This window comes from Curtobacterium sp. MCSS17_015 (assembly GCF_003234265.2).
Classification (GTDB): Bacteria; Actinomycetota; Actinomycetes; order Actinomycetales; family Microbacteriaceae; genus Curtobacterium.
Map to the genome: position 1 here is coordinate 1260745 of NZ_CP126256.1, position 20098 is coordinate 1280842.

Below are 20098 nucleotides of genomic sequence, written 5' to 3' on the forward strand. Positions count from 1 at the left end.
AGCACTTGTCAGCACGGATCCCCCCGGTCCTCCGGCCCGAACACCCGACCCCGCGGCCCGTCGCCGAACTCGCGAACGCCTTCGGGCTCCGGGTCGTCGGCTCGCTCGACGGTGTCGAGACGACCGGCGTCACCCTGAGCGCCGCCGAGGTGCAGCCCGGTGACCTGTTCGTCGGTGTGCACGGCGCGAACCGCCACGGCGCGGAGTTCGCCACGGACGCCGCCGAGCGCGGCGCCGTCGCGGTGCTGACCGACGCCGACGGTGTCGCGATCGCCGAGGCCTCCGGCTTGCCGGTCCTCGTCGTCGACGACCCCCGGGCAGCGCTCGGCGACGTCTCGGCCTGGGTGTACCGCACGAACCCCGACGAGGCCGAGCTGCCGCAGCTCTTCGCCGTCACCGGGACGAACGGCAAGACGAGCACGTCGTACATCCTCGAGGGCGTCCTCAAGCAGCTCGGGCTGGTCACCGGTCTGAGTTCCACCGCCGAGCGCCACATCGGGTCGCTCAGCGTGACGAGCCGCCTCACCACGCCCGAGGCCAGCGAGATGCACGCGCTCCTCGCCCGGATGCGCGAGAGCGAGGTGCGCGCGGTCGCCGTCGAGGTCAGCGCGCAGGCCCTCAGCCGGCACCGGGTCGACGGCATCGTGTTCGACGTCGTCGCCTTCACGAACCTCAGCCACGACCACCTCGACGACTACGCCGACATGGAGGAGTACTTCCAGGCGAAGCTGCCGCTGTTCCAGCCGGAGCACGGCCGCCGCGGGGTCGTCTCGCTCGACACCGACTGGGGTCACCGCGTCGTGCAGGACTCCCGCATCCCGGTCACCACCATCACGGTGCACCCGGACGTCGAGGCGGAGTGGCACGTCGACATCCTCGAGGCGCACGCCGCGTACACCGAGTTCCGGCTGACCGGTCCGGAGGGCCGCGGCCTCACCACCCGCGTGCCGCTCATCGGCTGGCACATGGCGGCGAACGCCGCACTCGCGATCGTGATGCTCGTCGAGGGCGGGTTCGAGCTCGGGGCCATCGCGCACGCGCTCGAGACCAACCACCGTCGCTACCCCGACGAGACCGACGGCACCGTGGTGAGCGCCATCGAGTGCTACCTGCCCGGGCGCACCGAGCGCGTCTCCGGCGACACCGGGCCGAGCGTCTACGTCGACTTCGGGCACAGCCCGGACGCGTTCCTCAACACGCTCGCGGCGGTCCGACAGTTCACGCCCGGCAAGGTCGTCATGCTCTTCGGTGCCGACGGTGACCGCGACACGACGAAGCGCGCCGACATGGCCCGGGTCGCGGCAGCGGGCTCCGACATCCTCGTCGTGACCGACCACCACCCGCGCTTCGAGGACGCCGCGTCGATCCGGAAGACCCTGGTCGACGCCGCCCGCGCCGCGTACCCCGACCACGAGATCCACGAGGTCAGCCCGCCCGAAGCGGCGATCCGCGCCGCCGTCGCGCTCGTCGGCGACGGGGACTCGATCCTCTGGGCCGGCCCCGGCCACCAGGACTACCGCGACATCCAGGGTGTCCGGACGCCGTACTCGGCCCGCGACGAGGCCCGTGCGGCGCTCCGTGAAGCCGGCTGGGAACCGAACTCCGGTCCGGCGGAGGACGCCCGATGATCGCTCTGACCCTCGCCGAGATCGCTGCCGCGGTCGACGGCGAGCTCGTCCGCGGTGCCGCCGACACGACCGTCGACGGCTCGGTGGAGACGGACTCGCGTCTCGTCGGGCCGGGCAGCGTCTTCTTCGCCCTGCTCGGCGAGGAGACGGACGGACACCGGTTCGTGCCGGCCGCGGCCACCGCCGGGGCCGCCCTGGTCGTCACCGAGCGTGCCGTCGACCTGCCGACGGACTCCACCACCGCGCAGATCGTGGTGACCGACGGGTACGCCGCGCTGGCCGCCCTCGCGCACGACGTCGTCGCGCGCGTCCGCGCCGGCGGTGCCCTGCGGGTCGTCGGCATCACCGGCTCGAACGGCAAGACGAGCACGAAGAACATGCTCCGCACGATCCTGTCCCGCGCGGGCGAGACCGTCGCGCCGGAGGGGTCCTTCAACAACCACGTCGGCGCACCGATCTCGATGCTCCGGATCACGGTCGACACCCGGTTCCTGGTGGTCGAGATGGGCGCGAGCGGCATCGGTCACATCGCCAGCCTCGTCCGCATCGCGGAGCCGGACGTCGGCGTCGTCCTCAAGGTCGGGCTCGCCCATGCCGGTGAATTCGGCGGGATCGAAGCCACCGAGCGCGCGAAGTCGGAGATGGTCACCGATCTGCCGACCACCGCCACCGCGCTCCTCAACGTCGACGACGACCGCGTCGCGCGGATGCGCGAGCGCACCGCCGCCCGCGTGGTCGGCTTCGGCACGTCCGCCGGGGCGGACTACCGCATCAGCGGGGTCACCACGGACCGCGAGGGCACCCGCTTCACGCTCACCGCGCCTCCCGTCGGTGACGGTGCACCGGCACCCGACGACGTGACGCAAGGCCCGTCCGACGCTCTCGAGACCGTCGACGTCCGCCTCGCCATCCTCGGTGAGCACCACGCCATGAACGCGGCCGCCGCCCTGACGGTGGCGCACCTCTGGGGTGTGCCACTCGCCGACGGCGCCGACGCGCTGGCGTCCATGACGCGCGCCGAGCGCTGGCGGATGGAGCTGCTGCAGGGCCCGGACGGCGTCACCGTCATCAACGACGCGTACAACGCGTCACCCGACTCGACCGCTGCGGCGCTCCGGACGCTCGCGCAGGTCGCCCGCCCGGGGGAGCGCACGGTCGCCGTCCTCGGCGAGATGGCCGAGCTGGGCGAGTTCTCGGTGGAGGAGCACGACCGGATCGGTCGGCTCGTCGTCCGTCTCGGCATCGGACAGCTCGTGGTCGTCGGCCGCGGCGCGATGGCCGTCCACCAGGCCGCCACCCTCGAGGGATCGTGGGACGGCGAGTCCGTGTACATCGAGGACGTCGACGACGCCGTCCGTGCCCTCCAGGAGATCGTGCGTCCGGGTGACGTCGTCCTGGTCAAGTCCTCGAAGTCGGCCGGGCTGCGGTTCCTCGGCGACCGCCTCGGAGGTGTCCCCGAATGATCGCGCTCCTCGTCGCCGGCGCCGTGTCGCTGGTGTTCACACTGCTGCTCACGCCGCTGTTCATCAAGCTGTTCCACCGTCTCGGGTGGGGACAGTTCATCCGAGACGACGGCCCGCAGTCGCACCACACCAAGCGCGGCACCGCCACGATGGGCGGCATCGTCCTCATCCTCGGCGCCGTCCTCGGGTACTTCGTCGGGCACCTGGCCGGTCGTGACCCGCTGACGCTGTCCGGCCTGCTCGTGCTGTTCCTCATGGTGGGGCTCGGCGTGGTCGGGTTCGTGGACGACTTCCTCAAGGTGCGTCGTCAGCGCAGCCTGGGTCTCGGCGGTTGGGCGAAGGTCCTCGGTCAGGTCATCGTCGGCGTCGTCTTCGCGACGATCGCCCTCGTCGTGCCGACCGACAGCGGCAAGCCGCCGGCGTCGACCATGATCTCGGCCATCCGGGACGTGCCGTGGCTCGACTTCATGGCACTCGGCACGGTCATCGGGACGATCCTGTTCCTGGCGTGGATCGTGCTGCTGACGGTGTCGACCTCGAACGGCGTGAACGTCGCGGACGGCCTCGACGGCCTCGCGACCGGATCGAGCATCCTCGCGATCGGCTCCTACGTCGTCATCGGGTTCTGGCAGTCGAACCAGATCTGCGGCGGTGCCCGCATCGACGAGAGCACCCGGCACGCCTGCTACACCGTCACCGACCCGCTCGACCTCGCGGTCGTCGCGGCCGCGGTCTGCGGTGGGCTGATCGGGTTCCTCTGGTACAACACCTCGCCGGCCCAGATCTTCCTCGGCGACACCGGTTCGCTCGGTCTCGGCGGTGCCCTCGCCGGTCTCGCGATCCTCAGCCGCACCGAGCTCCTGCTCATCCTCATCGGTGGCCTGTTCTTCATCGTCACCGGGTCGGTGATCCTGCAGCGCGCGTACTTCAAGATCACGCACGGCAAGCGCATCTTCCGGATGAGCCCCCTCCACCACCACTTCGAGCTCAAGGGCTGGGCCGAGGTGACCGTCGTCGTCCGGTTCTGGATCATCGCGGGGCTCTGCGTCGCGGCCGGGGTCGGACTGTTCTACCTGGAATGGATCGCACGAGTCCAATGAGCGAACGCCTGAACGGTCTCGACAGCTGGTACTCCGGAGGCTGGAAGGGCCTGCGGGTCGCCGTGCTCGGACTCGGTGCCACGGGGTTCTCCGTCGCCGACACGCTCGCCGAACTCGGCAGCGACGTGGTGGTGTACTCGACCGACGCGCCGGACGACAGCGTGGAGCTGCTCGACGTGATCGGTGCCCGGTTCGTGCAGACGCCGCTCGACACCGTGCCACCGGAACTCGTCGCGCACGCGCCGGACCTCGTGGTCGTGTCGCCCGGGCTGCCGCCGCACAACGCGACGGTCGCGTGGGCCGTCGCGAACAGCACCGTGTGGGGGGACATCGAGCTCGCCTGGCGGGTGCGGGACAAGGTCGTGAAGGGACCCGTCGCCGCGCCGTGGGTCACGATCACCGGCACGAACGGGAAGACCACCACGACGCAGCTCGCGACGGCGATGTACACCGCGGGTGGCCTGCGGGCCGTCGCCTGCGGCAACATCGGGGTCCCCGTGCTCGACGTCGTCCGTGACCCCGAGGGCTTCGACGTCCTCGTCGTCGAGCTGTCCAGTCACCAGCTGCACTACATGCCGACCACCGGGCCGGGCGCCGTGGTCCCGCTCGCGTCGGCGTGCCTGAACATCGCCGACGACCACCTCGAGTGGCACGGCTCGGCCGAGGCCTACCGGGCCGCCAAGGCCAAGGTGTACGAGCGCACCGTCATGGCGTGCGTGTACAACACCGCAGACGAGGTCACCCGACGCATGGTCGAGGAGGCCGACGTCGTGGAGGGCTGCCGCGCGGTCGGCTTCTCACTCGGCGTGCCTGCGCCCGGCGACGTCGGCGTCGTGGACGACGTGCTCTGCGACCGAGCGTTCACCGAGGACCGCCGCAACAGCGCGCTCGAGCTCGCGACCGTGGCGGACCTCGAGCTCGCCGGTCTCGACAGCCCGCACATGACGGCGAACGTGCTCGCCGCGGCCGCACTCGCACGCGCGGCGGCCGTGCAGCCGAGCGCCGTCCGGGCCGCGGTGCAGGGCTTCCGTGCCGACCACCACCGCACCGAGTCGGTCGCGAGCTCCGACGGCGTCGCCTGGGTCGACGACTCGAAGGCCACGAACCCGCACGCGGCGACGGCGTCGCTGTCGGCGTTCGAATCCGTGGTGTGGATCGTCGGCGGGCTGTTCAAGGGCGTTGACGTCGACGGGCTGGTCGAGCGGTTCGGTCCCGGCATCCGAGGCGTCGTCGTCATCGGCACCGACCGCGCCCCGGTACTCGAGGCATTCGCACGACACGCGCCCGCGGTCCCGGTGCTCCAGGTGGAAGCGACGGACACTGAGCAGGTCATGCCCGAGGCGGTCCGGCATGCCGCATCGGTCGCGCGACCGGGCGACACGGTCCTCCTCGCCCCGGCGGCGGCGTCGTTCGACCAGTTCGCTTCCTACGCCGACCGGGGCGAGCGTTTCGCGGCTGCGGTCCACGAGCACCTGGGAGGCGACGCCGATGGCGACACCGACGGATCTGCCGACGAACGGCCGTAGCCCCCGAGCACGAGCGAGCGCCGCGGGGGCCGCTGCTGGTGCCCGCGTCACGTCCGGTGTCGACGGTGCACGACGCCGCTCGAACGGGGCCGTCGTGGCGGTGAAGAACGTGTTCGTCGCCGAGTCGACGACCTTCTACACGATCCTCGGCGTCACGCTCTTCCTCGTCGTCTTCGGCGTGGTGATGGTCCTGTCGTCGTCGAGCGTCGAGGAGTACCGCTACAAGCACGGCTTCTTCGGCGCGTTCGCGAAGCAGGGCCTCTACGCGCTCATCGGCGTGCCGCTCATGCTCGTGGTGAGCCGGCTCTCCGCGGAGTTCTGGCGTCGGTGGGCGATGCGGATCCTCGGCGCGGGGCTCGTGCTCCAGCTGCTCGTCTTCACCCCGATCGGCATCTCGGTGCAGGGCAACCGGAACTGGATCGGTCTGGGCGGGTTCACCGCGCAGCCGTCCGAGATCCTCAAGCTCGCGCTCGTGCTCGGCATCGGTGCGGTGCTCTTCCGGAAGCGCGAGAAGCTCCACGACTGGCGCGAGGTCTTCATCCCCGTCGGGCTGGCGACGGCCGTGTCGATCGGCCTCGTGCTGCTCGGCGGTGACCAGGGCACGGCGATGATCATGATGATCCTCGTGTTCGGCAGTCTGTTCGTCGGGGGCGCGCGCCTCCGGCACCTCGCCGTCGGCATCGTCGCGATCGCGGTGATGCTGCCCGTCGTCACGATGGCCTCGAGCTCCCGGCAGTCGCGCATCAGCGCGTGGCTCTCCGGCTGCACCGACTCGAACCAGGCCCAGGACCTCTGCTGGCAGCCCGTGCACGGCATGTGGGCCCTGGCGTCCGGCGGAGTGTTCGGCGTCGGGCTCGGCAACTCGAAGCTGAAGTGGTCGTGGCTGCCCGAGGCGGACAACGACTACATCTTCGCGATCGTCGGCGAAGAGCTCGGACTCATCGGCGCGGTCGTCGTGCTCGCGCTGTTCGTCGTGCTGGCGATCGGCATGGTGCGGGTCATCCGACTCTCCCCGGACCCGTTCGTCCGGACCGTCACGGGCGGCGTGCTCGCGTGGGTGATCGGGCAGGCGCTCGTCAACATCGCCGTCGTCCTCGGCCTGCTGCCCGTCCTCGGCGTCCCCCTGCCGCTGATCTCCGCCGGCGGATCGGCCCTCATCATGACCCTCGTCGCGATCGGCATCGTGCTGTCCTTCGCCCGCGACCTGCCCACCCGGACCGGGTCGGGCGGGGCCGGCAGCTCCACCGGTCGCACCACCGTCCCGGCTGCCGGGACGCAGAACGGAGCCCTGCGGTGAGCCGCTACCTCTTCGCCGGCGGCGGGACCGCCGGCCACGTGAACCCCCTGCTCGCGGTGGCCGACCGGCTGACCCAGCGGTCCCCGGAGGACGAGGTCCTGGTGCTCGGCACCGCCGAGGGGCTCGAGTCCCGGCTGGTGCCGATGCGCGGGTACGAGCTCGTGACCATCCCGCGCCTGCCGTTCCCACGCAGGCCGAACGCCGCAGCGCTCCGGTTCCCGGGTGCCTTCTGGTCGGCCGTCCGCCGCACCGAGCGGATCATCCGCGAGCGCGAGATCGCCGTCGTCCTCGGTGTCGGCGGGTACGCAGCCGCCCCGGCCTACGTCGCGGCCAAGCGCACCGGGACCCCGATCGTCGTGCACGAGCAGAACGCCAAGCCGGGGCTCGCGAACCGGATGGCGGCGGTGTTGACCGAGCACGTCGGGGTGACGTTCTCGAACACCCGTCTGCCGCACTCGCGGGTCGTCGGCATGCCGCTGCGCCGGGAGATCGAGCGCCTGGACCGGCGTGCCGAACGCGCCGCCGGCTTCGCGGAGTTCGGGCTCGACCCGGACAGGCCCGTCCTGCTCGTCACGGGCGGTTCCTCGGGCGCACGGAGCATCAACCGCACGGTGCACCGTGCGGCGGCGACGATCCTCGGCGCGGGCTGGCAGATCCTGCACGTGGTGGGCGCCGCCTCCGACATCGGCGCGAGCGACCTGGACGGCTACCACGTGCTGCCGTACTGCGACCGCATGGACCTGGCGTACGCCGCCGCGGACTTCGTGGTCTCGCGGTCGGGTGCCGGCATGGTGTGCGAGCTCACGGCCGTCGGCCTGCCGAGCGTCCTGGTGCCGTACCCGGTGGGGAACGGCGAGCAGCGGCACAACGCGCGCGACGTCGTGGCCGCCGGGGGAGCGGTGCTCGTCGCCGACCAGGAATTCACGCCGGAGTGGATCACGTTGCAGCTGCTGAGCATCCTGGAGGACCGTGCCGGCATCGCGGACATGGCCGTCCGGTCCGGCAGCGTCGGACACCGCGACGGCGCCGACCGCATGACCGAGCTCGTCCTCGGTGCCGCGGAGGCCAGCGGACGCAGCACGGGCAGGACCGGGAACGCCCGCGGCACCAGCACCACCAGCACCACGGAGGAACCATGACCATCAAGCCGGACCTCACGCAGCCGATCCCGGAGGACCTGGGGACGGTGCACTTCGTCGGCATCGGCGGCTCCGGCATGAGCGGCATCGCCCGGATGTTCCTCGCCGCCGGCCACCGCGTCACGGGCAGTGACTCCCGCGAGACCGCGACGACGGGCCGCATGCGCGAGCTCGGCGCCGACGTCCGGATCGGCCACGACGCCGCGAACCTCGGCGACGCCGACACGGTGGTCGTCACCAGCGCGCTCTGGCCGGACAACCCGGAACTGCTCGAGGCGAAGCGCCGGGGGCTGCCGGTGCTGCACCGGTCGCAGGCCCTCGCCGCCCTCATCTCGGAACACCGCCTGGTCGCCGTCGCCGGTGCGCACGGCAAGACCACCTCGACGGGGATGATCGTGACCGCGCTCGTCGAACTCGGTCTCGACCCGAGCTTCGTCAACGGGGGCGTCATCCAGTCCCTCGGCACCAGTTCGGCACCGGGCAGCAGCGACCTGTTCGTCGTCGAGGCGGACGAGTCCGACGGTTCCTTCCTGCTCTACGACGTCGCGATCGCGCTCATCACGAACGTCGACCCGGACCACCTCGACCACTACGGCAGTGAGCAGGCCTTCATCGACGCGTTCGTCGCGTTCGCCGCCGAGGCACGCGAACGCGTCGTGGTCTCGAGTGACGACGCCGGCGCCGTGCGGGTCACCGAGGGCCTCCGGGCACGGTCGGACGCCCCCGAGATCGTCACCTTCGGTGTGGCCGAGGACGCCGACGTCCGGATCGAACGCATCGACGAGGGCGTCGGCGTCGGCGTCGACCTCCGCTGGGGCGGCTCCTCGTACCACCTCGCTCTCCGGGTGCCGGGTCGTCACAACGCGGTGAACGCCGTGGGCGCCTTCGCGGTACTGGTCGGCCTGGGGGTCGAGCCGTCCGACGCGGTCCGCGGCATCGAGGCGTTCGGCGGGACCGAACGACGCTTCGAACTGCACGGCGTCGAGCGCGGGGTGTCGGTCTACGACGACTACGCGCACCACCCGACCGAGGTCGCCGCGGCGCTCCGGGCCGCGCGCAACGTCGTCGGCGACGGCCGGATCATCGCGATCCACCAGCCGCACCTGTACTCGCGCACCCGCATGATGGCCGGCGAGTTCGCGGCGGTGTACGAGGAGCTCGCCGACCACACCGTGGTCCTCGACGTCTACGGCGCCCGTGAGGACCCGGAGCCCGGCGTCACCGGCGCACTGGTGCAGGAGCGCTTCGCCGACCAGGAACGGGTGGACTACCTGCCCGACTGGGCCGAGGCTTCCGCCCGTGCCGCCGCGGTGGCCCGGGAGGGCGACATCGTGATGACCCTGAGCTGTGGTGACGTGTACCGCATCATCCCGCAGGTGCTGACCGCGCTGCAGAGCGGCCCGGGAGCCGCGGGCCGGTGAAGCGTCCCGAGGGCTTCGACGAGCACGCCGGGGCCGACGACCGCCGCACCGGACCGAGCGCTGCGGCGGACCGGCCACGGAAGCCGCCGCGTCCGTCCCGGGGTGCCGGTCTGCGCGCAGCGCTGGACGGCGTCCGGGAGGCCCGCCGCGGCTCCGGGACACCGGCTGGGGACGAGGACGCCCTGCGCGGAGCGGGTCCGGCACGGGATGCCGCCGACGGCGACCGTGTCGTACGGCGCCGCGGCGAAGATGCCGTCCGCGGCGCCGCTGAGCAGCCGGCGGGTCTGCCGGAGCTGCCGGTGGTCGACGTCACGGAGGACGACCGCGTCGTCGAACCGACGGCGGAGCCGGAGCCGGCCGGTGGACCGGACGCGCGCGTCGACGAGGGCGCGACCCCGGGCGTCGCACCGCACGTCCCCTCGACCACCACCCCGATCGGTGCCCGTGTCCGCGCTGCCGAGACGGCCCGCGAGGCCCGGGTCGCCCGCAAGCGTCGCCGTCTGCTCGAGCGCGCAGAGGTCCGTCGGTTCACGCGTCGCAGCCGACACCGCCGCGCTGCGTGGACCGCGGCGGGCGGTGTCGTCGCGGTGCTCGTCGTGTCGATCCTCGTCGCGGTGTACTCGCCGCTCATGGCGCTCCGCACGATCGAGGTGAAGGGCACCGACCGGGTCGACGCCGCACAGGTGCGAGCAGCGCTGTCCGGGCAGCTCGGCACGCCGCTCGCCCGGATCGACCTCGACGAGGTGCAGCAGCGGATCGCCGGGTTCCCGCTCATCGAGAGCTACGTGACGGAAGAGGAGCCACCGCACACCCTCGTCGTCACGGTCACCGAGCGGACCCCGGTCGTCGCGGTGCAGTCCGGGCGCACCTTCGACCTGGTCGACCCGGCCGGCATCGTCGTGCAGTCGACGACGAAGCGACCGGGCGACATGCCGGTCGCGGACATCGGACGCGCGAAGCTCGGGAGCCCGGTCTTCCGGACCATGACCGAGGTCGTCCTCGCGATGCCGGAGGCCGTCCGGGCCCAGGTGTCGGGCATCGGCGCCTCGACGACCGACGACGTGACCCTGAGCATGCGCGACGGGTCGAGCGTGGTGTGGGGGAGTCCGGACGAGTCCGCGGCGAAGGCCGAGCTCCTCGCCGCCCTCGTGGCGGACCACGCGAAGCGGTCGCCGGACTCGAAGGTCGAGTTCGACGTGTCGGCACCCGACAACGGGATCATCCGGCCGCGGTCCTGACACCGTCGGACAAAAGCCGGGCGGCATCGGCGACACGCGGCGTGGCGGGTCGTCACGAGCACGACGGCACCCGTAGCGTCGGGGCCAGCACCATTCGTAGCAGCTAGAACTCTGAACTTCAAGCACAGGTTGAGGGTTTTGACCGGAGGCCGGACAGACGTGACCACGAACCACAACTACCTCGCCGTCATCAAGGTGGTCGGTGTCGGCGGCGGCGGTGTCAACGCCGTCAACCGCATGATCGAACTCGGACTCCGCGGGGTCGAGTTCATCGCCATCAACACCGACGCGCAGGCGCTGCTCCTGAGCGACGCCGACGTGAAGCTCGACGTGGGTCGCGAGATCACCCGCGGGCTCGGCGCCGGTGCCGACCCCGAGGTGGGCCGCCGTGCCGCCGAGGACCACGCGGAGGAGATCGAGGAAGCGCTCGCGGGCGCCGACATGGTCTTCGTCACCGCAGGCGAGGGTGGTGGCACCGGGACGGGCGGCGCCCCGGTCGTCGCGCGCATCGCGAAGTCCATCGGTGCGCTGACCATCGGTGTCGTCACGAAGCCGTTCGGCTTCGAGGGCAAGCGCCGCCAGTCCCAGGCCGAGAACGGCGTCGCGAGCCTGAAGGACGAGGTCGACACGCTCATCGTCGTGCCGAACGACCGCCTGCTCGAGATCTCCGACCGCGGGATCTCCATGGTCGAGGCCTTCGCCACGGCCGACCAGGTGCTCCTCGCCGGTGTCCAGGGCATCACGGACCTCATCACGACCCCGGGTTTGATCAACCTCGACTTCGCCGACGTCAAGAGCGTCATGCAGGGTGCCGGCTCGGCGCTCATGGGCATCGGCTCCTCGCGGGGTGCCGACCGTGCGATCAAGGCGGCCGAGCTCGCCGTCGCGTCGCCGCTGCTCGAGGCTTCGATCGACGGTGCGCACGGCGTGCTGCTGTCGATCCAGGGCGGCTCGAACCTCGGCATCTTCGAGATCAACGACGCGGCCCGCCTGGTGCAGGAGGCCGTCCACCCCGAGGCCAACATCATCTTCGGTGCGGTGATCGACGACACACTCGGTGACGAGGTGCGCGTGACCGTCATCGCCGCCGGCTTCGACGGCGGCGAGCCGTCGCAGCAGCAGCACCAGGAGCGGCGCTCGAGCTACGTCGACCCGGATGCCGGTGCCACCGTGCCGGTCACCACCGGCTCGTCCAACCGCATCGAGGACTCCGGCCACTCGACCCCGTCCTGGGCGTCGCAGGAGCACGAGCCGCCGGCGCAGCGCGCCGCCGACCCGGCCTTCGACGACGACGACGACGAGCTCGACGTCCCCGACTTCCTGAAGTGAGCCGTCCGCGCACGTGAGTGACGCCGACCAGCGTGAGCCGAGCCTCCCGTCCGACCCCGGACCGGAGGCTCGGCCCGTGTCCGCAGCGTCCGACACCGGTCTGGAGGCTCGGCTCGAGTCCGTCCGGGCGGGCATCGCAGACGCCGCCCGCGCCGCCGGTCGCTCCGCCGACGAGCTGACGCTCGTCGTCGTCACGAAGTACCACCCGGCAACCCTGGTCCGGCAGCTCGCCGCGCTCGGGGTGACCGACGTGGGGGAGAACCGCCACCAGGAGGCGCAGGCCAAGGCCGCGGAACTCGCAGACCTCGGCCTGACCTGGCACTTCGTCGGGCAGTTGCAGTCGAAGAAGGCCCGGCAGGCGCGTCGGTACGCCCACGTGGTGCAGTCCCTCGACCGCGCGAGCGTCGTCGACGCCTTCGCCCCGACCGAGACCGAACCGGAGCCCCGTGTGCTCGACGGGTTCGTCCAGGTGAACCTGACGGACGACCCCGGTCGTGGCGGGGTCGCGCCGGACGACGTCGACGCGCTGGCCGAGCGGGTCCTGGCGACCGGGACCCTCCGACTCCGCGGCGTGATGGCGGTCGCCCCGCTCGACGAGGAGCCCCGCGCCGCGTTCGCCCGGCTCCGTGTGGTCTCCGAGCGGGTCCGTCTGCTCGATCCCGCGGCGACGGACATCTCCGCCGGCATGAGCGGCGACTACGCCGAGGCGATCGCGGAGGGCGCGACACACCTGCGGATCGGGACCGCAATCACCGGGAATCGCCCCGCCGCGCCCTAGCCTCGACGCAGGGCACCAACGAGCACGCACTCCCCGGAGGAACCATGGCCAACCCCCTGAAGAAGACGATGGTCTACCTCGGCCTCGCCGATGAGGAACTCGAGTACGAGGACGAGCAGCAGACCGCGCCAACGCAGACGCGGCAGCAGGCTCCGGGCGCGGCAGCGCAGCAGGAGGCCCCGGCCGCCGCGACGCCCGCTGCCGCTCCGGCCGCCGCAGCACCGGCGGCTGCCGCTCCGGCCGCCGTCGCCGTGAAGCCCCAGCACACCTCCCAGCGCGGCGCGCAGGTCACCCCGCTCCGCCGCTCGCACACGACCGCACAGAAGGCGACCCCGGTCCAGGAAATGAACGAGATCCTCACCGTCCACCCGCGCGAGTACAAGGACGCCCAGTCCATCGCCGAGAGCTTCCGCGACGGCATCCCCGTCATCATCAACCTCTCGCAGATGACCGAGACGGACGCCCGTCGCATGATCGACTTCGCGAGCGGCCTGTCGCTCGGCTTGTACGGCAAGATCGAGCGTGTCACAAACAAGGTCTTCCTGCTGTCGCCCGCGCACATCGCAGTGAGTGGCGAGCCTGCTGAGGTAGAGTCCGACATCGAGGCGAACTTCTTCGCCCAGTCCTGAGCCGCCCGTGCGGTGCCGGTGCCCGCGGGTCCCGGAACACCGCTCGGCACCCAGGCCCACCCGCCCCGTGACCGGCCCACCCCGGCCCCGGTCACACGAGACGAGCGAGCCGAACCGTGTTCATCTTCACGATCCTCTCCTTACTCCTCACGCTGTACTTCTTCATCATGTGGGGTCGCTTCGCCCTCGACATGGTCCAGGCGTTCAACCGCACCTGGCGTCCGCAGCGTGTGCTGCTCGTCATCGCGGAGTTCGTGTACACCGTCACGGACCCGCCGATCAAGGCCGTCCGACGCGTCCTGCCGCCGCTCCGGCTCGGTCCCGTGGCGCTCGACTTCGGGTGGACGATCGTGATGCTCGTCGTGATCATCCTGCGTGTCGTGGTCCAGTCCCTGGCCTACCGATTCGTCTGATCCCGACCACCCCGACACGCGCCACGCGGCGAACCGACACGGTTCCGAGCCGCCCTCGGTGTACGGTGGTCGGGATCGATGCCCCGCCCTGGCGGGACATCCGCACCGGGAGCCCCGGCTGGTAGGTTCAGCACGGACGGCCAGCAGGGCCCCGGTTCCACACGTTCAGCAGTTCTATTGAGGTGACGGCAATGGCTTTGACGCCGGAAGACGTAGTCAACAAGCGGTTCCAGCCGACCAAGTTCCGCGAGGGCTACGACCAGGACGAGGTCGACGACTTCCTCGACGAGATCGTGGCCGAGCTGCGTCGCCTGAACCAGGAGAACGAGGAGCTGCGCCAGCGCCTCCAGTCGGCCGACTCCGCGCCGTCGCTCGCCAAGGACGACGAGTCCGCGCCGGCACCGGCTCCGGAGCCGGCCCCGGTCGCCGCCGCGCCCGAGCCCACCCCGGTGCCCGCCGCCGCGCCGACCACCACGGTCAACCCGGACGAGGACACCGAGGGCACGACGAACCTGCTCACGCTGGCCCGCCGCCTCCACGAAGAGCACGTCCGTGAAGGTGTCGAGAAGCGCGACGCCCTGATCGCCGAGGGCCAGGCCCAGGCCGCCCGCCTCGTCTCCGAGGCCGAAGCCAAGCAGCGCCAGATCATCGCGGACACCGAGAACCAGAACCGTCAGCGCGTCGCGGTGCTCGACCAGGAGCGCACGCAGCTCGAGGGCAAGATCGACGAACTCCGCACGTTCGAGCGCGACTACCGTGCGCAGCTCAAGAGCTACATCCAGAGCCAGCTCGCCGAGCTCGACTCGTCTGCCAGCACCGAGCAGTCCGGCTTCACTCCGGCCCCGGCCTCGGCGCAGGGCTTCGGCAACTGACGTTGGACCGACCCGTCCCACGAGCGAAGGTCAGTGCACGCGCGATCGCGGCACTGGCCTTCGCCGCTGTCGTGGTGGTGACGCTCGACCAGGTCACGAAGGCGCTCGTCGTCGCGAACCTGCCCGAGGGCGTCGTCGTCCCCGTGCTCGGGGACGCACTGCAGTTGCTGTCCGTCCGGAACCCCGGAGCGGCGTTCTCCTTCGCGGTCAACATGACCTGGGTGTTCTCGGTCATCTCGGCAGCCGTCGTCGTCGCGATCGTCGTGTACGCCCGTCGCATCCGCTCGATGTGGTGGGCGCTCGTGCTCGGCATGCTCCTCGGCGGTGCGCTCGGGAACCTGACCGACCGGCTCTTCCGTGAGCCCGGCTTCGGCCGCGGACACGTGGTCGACTTCATCTCGACGCCGTGGATGATGCCCGCGATCTACAACGTCGCCGACTCGTTCATCTGCGTCAGCATGGTCGTCTTCGTGCTGCTGGTGGTCCTCGGGGTCAACCTCGACGGAACGCGAGCGGTGTCGGAGAAGCAGCAGGCGCGTGCCGCTGCCGACGCGACCGACGTGCCGGACGAGGGACGGGCCTCCCGGACGGACCGCGACGGCACCGTGCACGACGGCCGCCCCCACGACGGCCGTCCGCACGACGCCCTCGGCCACGACGCGACGTGACGCCGGCATCATGACCGAGTCCCGCAGCCTCCCCGTGCCCGACGGGCTCGCCGGTGAGCGCGTCGACACCGCCATCGCCAAGCTCCTCGGCTTCAGCCGCTCCTTCGCCGCCGAGGTGGTCGCAGCCGGCGGGGTCCGGGTCGACGGCGCGGTCGTCGACAAGTCCGACCGTCTGCACGCCGACACCTGGCTCGAGGTCGAGTGGCAGCCGAAGGAGCCGCCCCGCATCGTCCCGGCCGCCGTCCCCGGCATGACCGTCGTGCACGACGACGAGGACATCGTCGTCGTCGACAAGCCGGTCGGCGTCGCCGCGCACCCGTCACCCGGGTGGGACGGTCCGACCGTGCCCGGCGGTCTCGCCGCCGCCGGCTTCACGATCGCCACGTCGGGTGCCGCCGAGCGCGCCGGGATCGTGCACCGACTCGACGTCGGCACCTCGGGGTTGATGGTGGTCGCGAAGACGGAGCTGGCGTACACGCACCTGAAGCGGGCGTTCAAGGAGCGGACCGTCGAGAAGGTCTACCACGCGCTCGCGCAGGGCCACCCGGACCCGACGTCGGGCACGATCGACGCCCCCATCGGACGGCACCCGTCGAGCGACTGGAAGTTCGCGGTCACGGCGGACGGCAAGCCGAGCGTCACGCACTACGAGACCCTCGAGGCGTTCCGCTCCGCGACCCTGCTCGAGGTGCACCTGGAGACGGGGCGCACGCACCAGATCCGGGTCCACATGGCGGCGACGCGGCACCCGCTCGTGGGCGACACCACGTACGGCGCCGACCCGGTGCTCGCAGCGGAGCTCGGCCTGACCCGGCAGTGGCTCGACGCCGTCCGGCTCGGGTTCGCGCACCCGCGGACCGGGGACTGGGTCGAGTTCCAGGCGTCCTACCCCGACGACCTGCAGCAGGCACTCGACCGGATCCGCGCGGCCTGACCCGCGTCGTCGCGCGGCCCGTGCTGCTCCCGACGCGACACGCTCGGGTTCGTCACCGGTCGCGGTTAGGCTGTTCCCACCCCGCCGCAGACCGTACGAACCGGAGGTTCCGTGTCGGATTCCGACTCCTTCGTCCACCTGCACGTGCACAGCGAGTACTCGATGCTCGACGGTGCCGCCAGGCTCTCCGACCTCGTGGCCGAGACCGCCGCGCAGGGCATGCCGGCCGTGGCGGTGACCGACCACGGCAACATGTTCGGGGCGTTCGAGTTCTGGAAGACCGCGAAGGCGGGTGGCGTCAAGCCGATCATCGGGACAGAGGCGTACATCACGCCGCGCACGCACCGCTCCGACAAGACCCGTGTCCGCTGGGGCGACGGCGGCGGGGACGACGTGTCCGGGTCGGGCGCGTACACGCACATGACGATGTTCGCCGAGAACACGACGGGCATGCACAACCTGTTCCGCCTCTCGTCGCGGGCGTCGATCGAGGGCTACTACTTCAAGCCCCGCATGGACATCGAGCTGCTGCAGGAGTACCACGAGGGCGTCATCGCCACCACGGGCTGCCCCTCGGGGGAGATCCAGACGCGGCTGCGCCTCGGGCAGTACGACGAAGCCGTCCAGGCAGCGGCGGACTACCGGGACATCTTCGGCAAGGAGAACTACTTCGCCGAGGTCATGGACCACGGGCTCGAGATCGAGCGGCGCATCATGAGCGACCTCATCCGCCTGGCGAAGGACCTCGACATCCCGCTCGTCGGCACGAACGACCTGCACTACACCCACGCACACGACGCCACCTCGCACGCGGCCCTGCTCTGCGTGCAGTCCGGGTCCACGCTCAACGACCCGAACCGCTTCAAGTTCGACGCCGACGAGTTCTACCTCAAGACCCCGGCGCAGATGCGGCACGTCTTCCGCGACAACCTCGAAGCGTGTGACAACACGCTGCTCATCGCCGAGCGCTGCAACGTCGAGTTCGACACCGCGGCGAACTACATGCCGAAGTTCCCGGTGCCCGAGGGCGAGACCGAGCACTCCTGGTTCGAGAAGGAAGTGGCGAAGGGGCTGGAGTACCGGTACCCGGGCGGCATCCCGGAAGAGGTCCAGCAGCGCGCCGACTACGAGGTCGGCATCATCAACCAGATGGGGTTCCCGGGCTACTTCCTGGTGGTCGCGGACTTCATCAACTGGTCGAAGAACAACGGCATCCGGGTCGGCCCCGGCCGTGGTTCCGGCGCTGGCTCCATGGTCGCCTACGCGATGCGCATCACCGACCTCGACCCGATCCGGCACGGCCTGATCTTCGAGCGGTTCCTCAACCCGGACCGCGTCTCGATGCCCGACTTCGACGTCGACTTCGACGACCGGCGCCGCGGTGAGGCGATCAAGTACGTCACCGAGAAGTACGGGTCGGAACGCGTCGCGCAGATCGTCACCTACGGCACGATCAAGGCGAAGCAGGCCCTCAAGGACTCCTCGCGCGTGCTCGGCTTCCCCTTCGGCATGGGCGAGAAGCTCACGAAGGCGATGCCGCCGCCCGTGATGGGCAAGGACATCCCGCTCACCGGGATCTTCGACAAGGACCACCCCCGGTTCAAGGAAGCCGTCGACGTCCGCACCGTCGTCGAGACCGATCCGGAGGCCAAGACGGTGTTCGACACCGCGCTCGGGCTCGAGGGGCTGAAGCGGCAGTGGGGCGTGCACGCCGCCGGCGTCATCATGTCGAGCGACCCGCTGATCGACATCATCCCGATCATGAAGCGGGAGCAGGACGGCCAGATCGTCACGCAGTTCGACTACCCGGCAGCGGAGTCGCTCGGCCTGATCAAGATGGACTTCCTGGGGTTGCGGAACCTCACGATCATCAGTGACGCCCTCGACAACATCAAGACCAACCGGGGGATCGACCTCGACCTCGAGAACATGGGGCTCGAGGACCCCGAGGCCTACGCGCTCCTGCAGCGCGGCGACACCCTCGGCGTGTTCCAGCTCGACGGTGGGCCCATGCGCGGGCTGCTCCGCCTCATGAAGCCGGACAACTTCGAGGACATCTCCGCGCTCATCGCCCTGTACCGGCCGGGGCCGATGGGTGCGAACTCGCACACGAACTACGCGCTGCGCAAGAACGGCGAGCAGGCGATCACCCCGATCCACCCGGAACTCGAGGAGCCGCTGGCGGAGATCCTCGGCGGGACCTACGGCCTGATCATCTACCAGGAGCAGGTCATGGCCATCGCGCAGAAGGTCGCCGGGTTCTCCCTCGGCCAGGCGGACATCCTCCGCCGCGCGATGGGCAAGAAGAAGAAGTCCGAGCTGGACAAGCAGTACGCCGGGTTCCAGCAGGGCATGAAGGACAACGGGTACTCCGACGCGGCGATCAAGACGCTGTGGGACATCCTGCTGCCCTTCTCCGACTACGCGTTCAACAAGGCGCACTCGGCGGCGTACGGTGTGGTGTCGTTCTGGACCGCCTACCTCAAGGCCCACTACCCGGCCGAGTACATGGCCGCGCTGCTGACGAGTGTCGGGGACGCGCGGGACAAGCTCGCGCTCTACCTCAACGAGTGCCGCCGGATGGGCATCCGGGTCATGCCGCCGGACGTCAACGAGTCGATCGGCTTCTTCGCGGCCGTCGGGGACGACATCCGCTTCGGCATGGGCGCGATCCGCAACGTCGGGTTCAACGTCGTCGACGACATCGTGAAGGCGCGCACCGAGAAGGGCGCCTTCGAGTCCTTCCACGACTTCCTCCGCAAGATCCCGATCTCGTCCGCGAACAAGCGGACGGTGGAGTCGCTCATCAAGGCGGGTGCGTTCGACGAGTTCGGCGACAGTCGGCGCGCGCTCGTCGAGATCCACGAGGGCGCGGTCGAGGCCGCGGTGAAGGTCAAGCGCGACGAGGCCCACGGCAACGTCGGGTTCGACTTCGACTCGCTCTTCGCCGAGGTCGCCGAGGAGCACCCGGCATCGCTGACGGTGTCGCAGGTGCCGGAGCGCCCCGAGTGGTCGAAGCGCGACAAGCTGGCGTTCGAGCGGGACATGCTCGGGCTCTACGTGTCCGACCACCCGCTCGCCGGACTCGAGATCGAACTCGCCAAGCACCAGTCGATCACGATCGCCGACCTGCTGGTGGCCGACGACTCGGTCGAGGGCGAGACGGTCACGGTCGCCGGACTGCTGACCAGCGTGCAGCACCGTGTGGCGAAGACGAGCGGCAACCCGTACGGCATCGTCGACATCGAGGACTTCGGCGGCCAGATCGGCGTGATGTTCCTCGGCAAGACGTACCAGGAGTTCGGCCCGTCGCTCGTCCCGGACTCGATCGTGGTCCTGCGCGGCCGCGTCAACGTCCGCGACGACGGCAAGGCCCTGCACGCGGTGAGCATGTTCCAGCCGAACGTCGGCGACGCGATGGGCTCCGGGCCGCTCACGCTGTCCCTGCCGGAGCGGCAGGCCACCACGCAGACGGTGACCGAGCTGGCGGCCGTGCTCGGTCGGCACCAGGGCGACACCGAGGTGCGGCTGAAGCTCCTCAAGGACGACGTGGCCCGGACGTTCGAGCTGCCGTTCCCGGTGGCCCTGACGCCGGACCTGTTCGGCGAACTGAAGAGCCTGCTCGGTCCGCGCTGCCTGGTCTGACCGGCTCGTCGCTGCCCG

The 20098-nt window shown here is 70.8% G+C and carries 16 protein-coding genes; all 16 read left to right on the forward strand.

From position 1 onward, the window contains the following. The first annotated feature begins 5 nt into the window (after nucleotides 1-5). Complete coding sequence (locus DEJ18_RS05925) at nucleotides 6-1628, forward strand: Mur ligase family protein (protein WP_111210332.1); 1623 nt, start codon at nucleotides 6-8, stop codon at nucleotides 1626-1628. After that, nucleotides 1625-3091 (forward strand): UDP-N-acetylmuramoyl-tripeptide--D-alanyl-D-alanine ligase, encoded by a 1467-nt coding sequence (locus DEJ18_RS05930; protein ID WP_111080354.1) that lies wholly within the window; start codon nucleotides 1625-1627, stop codon nucleotides 3089-3091. Before DEJ18_RS05925 ends, DEJ18_RS05930 begins: the two co-directional genes overlap by 4 nt. Beyond that, nucleotides 3088-4191, forward strand: a complete 1104-nt coding sequence (mraY, locus tag DEJ18_RS05935) for a phospho-N-acetylmuramoyl-pentapeptide-transferase (RefSeq protein ID WP_111080353.1) — start codon at nucleotides 3088-3090, stop codon at nucleotides 4189-4191. The genes DEJ18_RS05930 and mraY overlap by 4 nt, the downstream gene beginning before the upstream one ends. After that, on the forward strand, nucleotides 4188-5717 hold the full coding sequence (murD, locus tag DEJ18_RS05940) for a UDP-N-acetylmuramoyl-L-alanine--D-glutamate ligase (RefSeq protein ID WP_111210331.1): 1530 nt from the start codon (nucleotides 4188-4190) through the stop codon (nucleotides 5715-5717). Before mraY ends, murD begins: the two co-directional genes overlap by 4 nt. Beyond that, nucleotides 5680-7014 carry a putative lipid II flippase FtsW gene (gene ftsW / locus DEJ18_RS05945; protein WP_111210330.1) on the forward strand — a complete coding sequence of 445 codons (1335 nt, stop codon included), beginning with the start codon at nucleotides 5680-5682 and terminating at the stop codon, nucleotides 7012-7014. Before murD ends, ftsW begins: the two co-directional genes overlap by 38 nt. After that, the gene (murG, locus tag DEJ18_RS05950; RefSeq protein WP_111210329.1) at nucleotides 7011-8153 is read left to right on the forward strand and encodes an undecaprenyldiphospho-muramoylpentapeptide beta-N-acetylglucosaminyltransferase; all 1143 of its coding nucleotides are present in this window, start codon (nucleotides 7011-7013) and stop codon (nucleotides 8151-8153) included. Before ftsW ends, murG begins: the two co-directional genes overlap by 4 nt. After that, nucleotides 8150-9574 (forward strand): UDP-N-acetylmuramate--L-alanine ligase, encoded by a 1425-nt coding sequence (gene murC / locus DEJ18_RS05955; RefSeq protein ID WP_111210328.1) that lies wholly within the window; start codon nucleotides 8150-8152, stop codon nucleotides 9572-9574. The genes murG and murC overlap by 4 nt, the downstream gene beginning before the upstream one ends. Further along, complete coding sequence (locus tag DEJ18_RS05960; protein ID WP_111210327.1) at nucleotides 9571-10812, forward strand: cell division protein FtsQ/DivIB; 1242 nt, start codon at nucleotides 9571-9573, stop codon at nucleotides 10810-10812. The genes murC and DEJ18_RS05960 overlap by 4 nt, the downstream gene beginning before the upstream one ends. 159 nt (nucleotides 10813-10971) lie before the next feature. Further along, nucleotides 10972-12141, forward strand: coding sequence for a cell division protein FtsZ (gene ftsZ, locus DEJ18_RS05965; RefSeq protein ID WP_111210326.1), 1170 nt, complete (start codon nucleotides 10972-10974; stop codon nucleotides 12139-12141). Nucleotides 12142-12217: 76 nt separating this feature from the next. Then, complete coding sequence (locus DEJ18_RS05970; RefSeq protein ID WP_111210426.1) at nucleotides 12218-12919, forward strand: YggS family pyridoxal phosphate-dependent enzyme; 702 nt, start codon at nucleotides 12218-12220, stop codon at nucleotides 12917-12919. Nucleotides 12920-12963: 44 nt separating this feature from the next. Continuing rightward, a complete protein-coding gene (locus tag DEJ18_RS05975) occupies nucleotides 12964-13548 on the forward strand; it encodes a cell division protein SepF (RefSeq protein WP_111210325.1) in 585 nt (194 codons plus the stop codon). Between the two features lie 116 nt (nucleotides 13549-13664). Then, complete coding sequence (locus DEJ18_RS05980; protein WP_258376907.1) at nucleotides 13665-13961, forward strand: YggT family protein; 297 nt, start codon at nucleotides 13665-13667, stop codon at nucleotides 13959-13961. A gap of 191 nt (nucleotides 13962-14152) precedes the next feature. Continuing rightward, the gene (locus DEJ18_RS05985; protein ID WP_111210324.1) at nucleotides 14153-14833 is read left to right on the forward strand and encodes a DivIVA domain-containing protein; all 681 of its coding nucleotides are present in this window, start codon (nucleotides 14153-14155) and stop codon (nucleotides 14831-14833) included. A gap of 2 nt (nucleotides 14834-14835) precedes the next feature. Then, nucleotides 14836-15501, forward strand: a complete 666-nt coding sequence (gene lspA / locus DEJ18_RS05990) for a signal peptidase II (protein ID WP_258376906.1) — start codon at nucleotides 14836-14838, stop codon at nucleotides 15499-15501. Between the two features lie 10 nt (nucleotides 15502-15511). Next, the gene (locus DEJ18_RS05995) at nucleotides 15512-16435 is read left to right on the forward strand and encodes an RluA family pseudouridine synthase (RefSeq protein WP_111210323.1); all 924 of its coding nucleotides are present in this window, start codon (nucleotides 15512-15514) and stop codon (nucleotides 16433-16435) included. A 162-nt stretch (nucleotides 16436-16597) separates the two neighbouring features. After that, complete coding sequence (dnaE, locus tag DEJ18_RS06000; RefSeq protein ID WP_375334642.1) at nucleotides 16598-20080, forward strand: DNA polymerase III subunit alpha; 3483 nt, start codon at nucleotides 16598-16600, stop codon at nucleotides 20078-20080. Nucleotides 20081-20098: the final 18 nt, after the last annotated feature.